The sequence below is a fragment of the Alteromonas sp. CNT1-28 genome (genome assembly GCF_022348345.1).
Lineage (GTDB): Bacteria > Pseudomonadota > Gammaproteobacteria > Enterobacterales > Alteromonadaceae > Alteromonas > Alteromonas macleodii.
The window spans coordinates 55286-62174 of record NZ_JAKREZ010000028.1 but is presented as its reverse complement, the minus strand read 5'-3'; the positions used below and the strand labels follow the sequence as shown (position 1 = coordinate 62174).

The window sequence follows — 6889 nt, the reverse complement described above, 5'->3', positions numbered from 1 at the left end:
TAACTTTTCAATAACGGGCGCAGGAACGTAGGGCATAATGGCGAAGCCGCCCTGCGTGTATGCGTCCCAGCGAACGAAGTGAGCGAGTTTATTGAGTTGTTAGTACCCGTAAACCCAATACTACCTAGCAACATTATTTAATTTTATTCCTATTTTTGACTATTTCACGATAGCTGAAATAGGTAAAAAATGGCGAAAGTAAATAAAAAGCTAGCAGCACATCTAGAGCAAAAAGTGGATAAATCAGTTCTGCTTGGCCAATAGAGCCGCAAAAGTCCCATGAAAATATAGAAATACATTCATAAACTGAAGTTGACCAGACATATGCAGCTTTTTGGATGGTTTTACTTTCAAGCTTCCTGCTCCGAGGGTACTAACTTTCCAATAACGGGCGCAGACATGTGGGGCATAATGGCGCAGCCGCCCCACGTGTATGCGTCCCAGCGAACGCAGTGAGTGAGTTGATTGGCTTGTTAGCCACCATTTACAACATCCTCAACTATATAGTAACCCCATAAACCTGTTTTAAGGGTTACCTCAAGCTTGTCTCCGACACTGAATGTCGTTTTTGGAGTTTCTCCAAGATTGAGTGACGTTGCATAATCACCATTTGAGATTAATATGTATTCAAATAAATCGTATCTAACACGTTTTTTCCCGATAGCCTCCACTACAAATTCTTCTACGTGCACTTCTTCAGATGCGAATATGTGATTAGATATTGAAATTAAGCCAATAAATCCAAACGTAGAGAAAACTATGAGCAGGGGAAAGTTAATTAACCGTTGATGGAATGGCGTTTGTCCAGGTTCGTCAGTTATTAAATAACTTGCAGATTTAGCATGTTTCCACTTTTGAAATAGCCTTATAGCAGGAGCGCTTGAAATACCAAGCCCAACAGCGATGTATGTCAAAATGCCATCATCGAGTACATCGCTAAAGGCTAAAAAACTAAGCTGAAGGATAGCGGCACTATATGCAATAAAAAATGATAATGAAAAAAATTGGCCCATAGTGTCTTTGGTGGCTAACGCCTTGCTCACTGGGTCAGTTGCGACGTGCTACCATGTGGTATAGTGAGCGCAGCGAGCCACATGGTAGGGCGGCGTAACTGGCTCCACGTGCAGCAATTTGTTATGCACTGCTTTTTGGACTAAAAATATTACAGTATTTATACATTATAACTGGTGAAATAAACGTATTAACAATCATCAAGCCAACGTTAATGACAGCAAACCAATCTTCAATCCACTCAAGCGCTTCAAATACTGGCCATAGAATTCGTGGCACTTGCTCTGGATATAAGGACGAAAGATAAGTGTGATTTAGATAAATCAAAGTTGATTCCATCGCACTTAAAGCCATCCCTACCAAAGAGACTATACCAACATTAGCTAAAACAAATATAACTCTATTCGTGCCACCACGCATATAGACATAGAAGCCTGGCACAGCAATTGAAGAAATCAAAAATAACAATCCAGGAACATCCAGCATTTATTCCTCAATTAGGGCAAACCACCTATCTAAACTCCAATACTAATCGAAGCACTATGAACTGCGATTTGCATAACTTTCCAATAACGGGCGCAGGCACGCAGGGCATAATGGCGAAGCCGCCCTGCGTGTATGCGTCCCAGCGAACGAAGTGAGTGTGTTTATTGGCTTGTTATATGCCTTGTTTATTAAACCTGATGACATCTTTGTGTAACCCATAAGACATGCTCAATCCAAGCGTGTCGTTAAAATAGAACTGAATATATCCATTATTGAGCCTAGCTTCCCAGTTACTGATATTGTCGTAGCGAGAAAGGTATAGATTTACTTTTTTCTGTCTCCCAAGGTTCCAAGACCTTCCAATGGGATCGTCGTACCAAGCACTTGAAACAATGCCATCCGTTTCATAAATAGCTACATTGTAAGCTGCATTTGAAACTTTATATTGCCTTTCCTCTTCGGACTCAAAAAAGACGGGGCTGCCAACCTTTTTTAATATAGCCAATCCATCTTCTATTGGAATGTCTAAAGGTACGTGAGGGCTTTTGAGTTTTTTAAACCAGATAATGTCCGTATTCCTTTGGCATATAACGGCCCGCATAACGGGCAAAAATACGTAGGCTATAATACCGAGCGAAGCGAAGGGAGCCTACGTGTTTTTGTCCCAGCGAGCCCGCGAGCGAGTTTATGCGTTTGTTAGCTTTCATGCTTTTTCAAACCAGAAGTGCATGCTTTTCAGAGCCGCAGATTCACGTTCAGATAGTGGAATAGATTTAAGTTTCTCTAGTACTATTCCGATTTCTTCCTTTCCGCATTTTTCTACGAAGTAGAATACTAATTCCTCTACGCTTACGTCCCAAGTCGGGAGACAAACTCTAAGCATTTCCAATGGTTCTAGTTTAACTTTAGGTTTGATTTTAAAAAGCATTAAACCAGCATTATTTTGACGCGCAAATGATTCCGGACATGACTCCATGAGGAATATTGAGAATAGCCCGTCAAAAAGAGCTTTAGACTTCGCTTTTCTGAGTTTGTTTTGCAGCTCTCTTCTCTCTGGTTTGTTGGTTGAACCATATTTGTCAGAGTAGGAAATAACTAGTTCTGAAACTTCCGTTTTGTTCAATATTACTCCTGAAAGCTAACAATTTAATGTACAGAAAAAATCCTTTATGTAAGGTGGAAACTATCCGTATATCACTTATGAGCGTTTTGAAATTATTACCCTAAAACAACCCATTAAACAAAAAATAAACGCTTTTAAGCATAAAAGCCGGAAAACATCCTTTTTATTTTCTTCATTTGTAAAAAGCTACGTTGCTGGCCATAAAAACAGCGTTTATCTACACGTTATAAATAGGCATCTGGATGAATTTTATTAACCTTCCATTCACCGTCTTCTTTAATCAAGTCTAGGCTACGCAAGTCTTCAATTTTATCATCGTTGTATGTTCCACTTAAAAATACGGTGATTGTCGATTTTTCTGCGAATTCGTTGCGGCCAACTCGACCTGCACTTTGAGGCGTGATGGTGACGGTGTCATATTTAAGGTTTAAGAGGTGGCGCTGAACGTTACTGTTAGTGTGGTATCTCGTTAAGATACGAGACAGTTTTTCGCTTGATAGGCGAATTGCTGTATCAAGGTTGTCATCTTCATAAACACTTTTGAGAAACGCTACGGTGGTGTACTCAGGGGTACTTTCATCAAGCATGCCGTACCGCCCAATGCCTTCTTCCTTTTTACCGCAAGCGGATAAAATCAACACTGTAAAAAGCCCGAATAGGGCGTACCACATACGCGTTTTCATTTGGATTACCTTAATGTAAAGAGGTCCGTTTCTTATTGATAGTTTTATATCTCAACGAAGTCAATGTGCTCGCCGCTTCGCTAATCTATGCTTTGATTATTCACAATATTGCGCACAAAAGCAAAGTAATAGAGCGTAAAACTCAGGTGTTTGTTTTCATGAAACTTCAGGAGAAACAGAAGAGAGTAGGCATAAAAAAACGAGGCACTAGGCCTCGTTTTTAAATGATTGAAACATTTTGGTGGTTATTGAACTTCTTCTTGTTCGTCGAACGCACCAGCAAACAGAGGGCTACTTAGGTAACGTTCTGTGCCGCTTGCTAGAAGTACTACAACCACTTTGTCTTTGTTTTCTGGGCGTTCAGCAAAACGCTTAGCAGCAACAACGGCTGCACCAGAAGAAATACCTGCAAGAATACCCTCGTCGGTCATTAGCTTGCGCGCCATGTCCATACATTCTTCGTTGGTAACTTGCTCAACTTCGTCAATTAGGTCTAGGTCTAGGTTACCTGGAATGAAACCTGCGCCAATACCTTGAATTTTGTGTGGACCAGGGGTTAATTCTTCGCCCGCAAGCGCTTGGGTAATTACTGGAGAGTCTGTTGGCTCAACAGCAATAGAAGTAATTGCTTTACCTTTCGTATTTTTAAGGTAGCGACTTACACCCGTGATTGTACCACCCGTACCTACACCAGCTACGAATGCATCTACTTTACCGTCTGTATCTTCCCAAATTTCAGGGCCAGTGGTTTTTTCGTGAATAGCTGGGTTAGCCGGGTTGTCGAACTGTTGAAGCAATACGTATTTGTCTGGATCTGATGCCACAATTTCTTGTGCAGCGGCAACGGCACCTTTCATGCCCTTAGGCGCTTCAGTAAGAACAAGGTTTGCGCCCAAAGCTTTTAGAAGTTTGCGACGCTCAAGGCTCATGCTGCTAGGCATGGTTAGCGTTAGCTTATAACCGCGAGACGCTGCAACAAACGCCAAAGCGATACCTGTGTTACCACTGGTCGGCTCTACAATTTCTTTACCTTCGGTAAGGACACCGCGCTTTTCAGCATCCCAAATCATGTTTGCGCCAATGCGGCACTTAACGCTGAAGCTTGGGTTACGCGATTCAATTTTTGCGTATACATTACCTGATGTTACGCGATTTAGCTTTACTAGTGGCGTGCGGCCAATAGATAGGGAATTGTCGTCAAATACGTTCATTATAAATCCTTACCTCGTTCCTTATTTTATAGGAAACCCCGTCTGTCGTGATCTGTACGACCTTTTTAGTAGTTAATAATTCAACGCGTGTGATAGTTAATAATTCACAGCCTGAATTAGGGGATTTCGTCATACCCCTATATCATTGGTCCCAATCAGTAAAATGCAAAGTGCTTTTTAGCTATATGTTATATCTATGGGCAATCATGAGAAGGCCTTGATATTATAGTTAAAATTGCAAAGACGAAAAATTATACGGAGTACAACAATAATGGCTTTTAGTGGCACGTCTAATTATATCGCAACCAAAGACTTACAGCTGGCGGTTAACGCAGCTATTACGCTAGAGCGTCCGCTTTTAATTAAAGGCGAGCCGGGCACAGGTAAAACCATGCTTGCTGAAGAATTGGCCGAGAGTTTAGGCACCGAACTAATTCAGTGGCACATTAAATCAACCACTAAAGCACAGCAAGGTTTGTACGAATACGACGCAGTGTCACGTCTTCGCGACTCTCAACTTGGTGATGATCGCGTTCACGATATCAGCAACTACATCGTAAAAGGTAAATTATGGGAAGCCTTTAGCGCAGAAAAGCGCCCGGTACTATTAATTGACGAAATTGATAAAGCTGACATTGAGTTTCCCAACGACTTGCTGCTAGAGCTCGATAAGATGGAGTTCTTCGTTTATGAAACGCAGGAACGTGTAGTCGCGAAGCAGCGTCCTATTGTTATTATTACATCGAACAACGAAAAAGAGCTGCCAGACGCTTTCTTGCGCCGTTGTTTCTTCCACTACATTCAGTTCCCGAATCCAGAGGAAATGCAAGAAATCGTTAACGTACATTTCCCAGATTTAAAGAAAAAGCTGCTTGATGAAGCGTTAAAGGCCTTCTTTGAAATTCGAGATGTACCAGGGCTTAAGAAAAAGCCTTCTACCTCTGAACTTATCGACTGGCTTAAGCTCTTGGTTGCTGAAGATATTCCACCAGAAGCGCTTCACTCAAAAGACGGAAAAGCTGCTATTCCACCACTTTACGGGGCACTACTTAAAAACGAACAAGACATACATTTGTTTGAAAAACTGGTCTTTATGGCGCGTCGCTAATGCTTATTCAGTTTTTTTATACACTGCGAAAATATCAGGTTAAAACCACGCTGCGCGAGTTGCTGGATTTGCTTAGTGCGCTTGAAAAGCACGTGGTGTATGCCGATATCGAAGCGTTCTACAGTTTGTCGCGTACCATAATGGTGAAGGACGAAACTCAGTACGATAAGTTCGACAGGGCGTTTGCTGAATATTTTGAAGGTGTTGAATCTGTTGATTTGTTTGGCAAAGACATTCCTGAAGAATGGCTGCGTAAGGAAATTGAGAAAAATTTAAGCCCCGAAGAGCGTGAGGCGCTGCGTAAAGCCGGTGGCCTTGAAGAACTGATGGAAACGTTGAAAAAACGCTTAGAAGAACAAGAAAAGCGTCATCAAGGTGGAAATAAATGGGTGGGCACCGGCGGAACATCTCCGTTTGGCGCTTATGGCGATAATCCCGAAGGTGTGCGAATAGGGCAAAAGGGCAATAGAAAGTTTTCGGCAGTAAAAGTGTGGGATAAACGCGAGTTTAAAAACTTAAGCTCTGATGTCGAACTGGGTACGCGTAATATTAAAGTGGCGCTTAGAAAGCTGCGCAAGTTTGCTCGCACGGGTGCCAGCGAGCATTTAGATGTACCTACGACGATAGGTGAAACCGCAAAGAAAGGTGGCTTGCTTGATATTCATATGGCGCCAGAACGTCATAATGCGGTTAAGGTATTGATGTTTTTTGATGTGGGCGGCTCTATGGACCCTCACGTTAAGAGCACCCAAGAGCTTTTTTCAGCAGTGCAGACCGAGTTTAAGTACCTTGAGTACTTTTACTTTCACAACTGCGTGTATGAAGAAGTGTGGAAAGATAACCTTCGCCGCAATAAAGAGCGCATTTCTATTTGGGATATCATTCACCGCTACGGAAAAGACTATAAAGTTATTTTTGTAGGTGATGCAACCATGGGGCCGTATGAAATTACCTACCCAGGGGGCAGCGTAGAGCATTGGAATGAAGAGCCAGGTAGTGTATGGATTCAGCGTTTGTTAAACCACTTTAATAACGCGGTATGGCTTAACCCACAGCCTGAAAATTATTGGCCGTATTATTCGTCTATTAAAATTATTCGTGAAATAATGGAAGACAGAATGTATGGGCTTACGCTTGAAGGACTAACGGCTGCTATAAAGGGGCTTAGCAGAAGCCGTTAAGCCCTTTGCGGTTACAAGGTTTCATACTCACGAAAACCGCGATGGCGATAATGTTATTTCCCTGGGAACTGGCTTTGTTAAAGCGT

Annotated in this window: 8 protein-coding genes; 2 read left to right on the top strand and 6 right to left on the bottom strand. The window is 42.1% G+C overall.

Translation table 11 applies throughout. The annotated features are described in order from the left end of the window. Positions 1-473: 473 nt before the first annotated feature. The 6 genes from MHN02_RS15935 to cysK form a co-directional block, all read right to left on the bottom strand. Entirely contained in the window at positions 474-1043 is a 570-nt protein-coding gene (locus MHN02_RS15935; RefSeq protein ID WP_239247309.1) for a hypothetical protein, read from the bottom strand. Positions 1044-1134: 91 nt separating this feature from the next. Further along, complete coding sequence (locus tag MHN02_RS15930; RefSeq protein WP_239247307.1) at positions 1135-1497, bottom strand: hypothetical protein; 363 nt, start codon at positions 1495-1497, stop codon at positions 1135-1137. A gap of 172 nt (positions 1498-1669) precedes the next feature. Then, a complete protein-coding gene (locus tag MHN02_RS15925; RefSeq protein WP_239247305.1) occupies positions 1670-2098 on the bottom strand; it encodes a hypothetical protein in 429 nt (142 codons plus the stop codon). A 102-nt stretch (positions 2099-2200) separates the two neighbouring features. Further along, entirely contained in the window at positions 2201-2620 is a 420-nt protein-coding gene (locus MHN02_RS15920) for a hypothetical protein (RefSeq protein WP_239247303.1), read from the bottom strand. Positions 2621-2844: 224 nt separating this feature from the next. Then, positions 2845-3303, bottom strand: a complete 459-nt coding sequence (locus MHN02_RS15915; protein ID WP_014949692.1) for a hypothetical protein — start codon at positions 3301-3303, stop codon at positions 2845-2847. Between the two features lie 245 nt (positions 3304-3548). Next, positions 3549-4514: a cysteine synthase A gene (cysK, locus tag MHN02_RS15910; RefSeq protein WP_014949690.1), complete on the bottom strand. Its 966-nt coding sequence runs from the start codon at positions 4512-4514 to the stop codon at positions 3549-3551. A gap of 271 nt (positions 4515-4785) precedes the next feature. On the opposite strand from cysK, the gene MHN02_RS15905 reads away from it, so the two are divergent. Beyond that, positions 4786-5622: a MoxR family ATPase gene (locus MHN02_RS15905; protein WP_039220753.1), complete on the top strand. Its 837-nt coding sequence runs from the start codon at positions 4786-4788 to the stop codon at positions 5620-5622. After that, positions 5622-6803 (top strand): hypothetical protein, encoded by a 1182-nt coding sequence (locus MHN02_RS15900; protein ID WP_239247301.1) that lies wholly within the window; start codon positions 5622-5624, stop codon positions 6801-6803. The genes MHN02_RS15905 and MHN02_RS15900 overlap by 1 nt, the downstream gene beginning before the upstream one ends. Positions 6804-6889 lie beyond the last annotated feature (86 nt).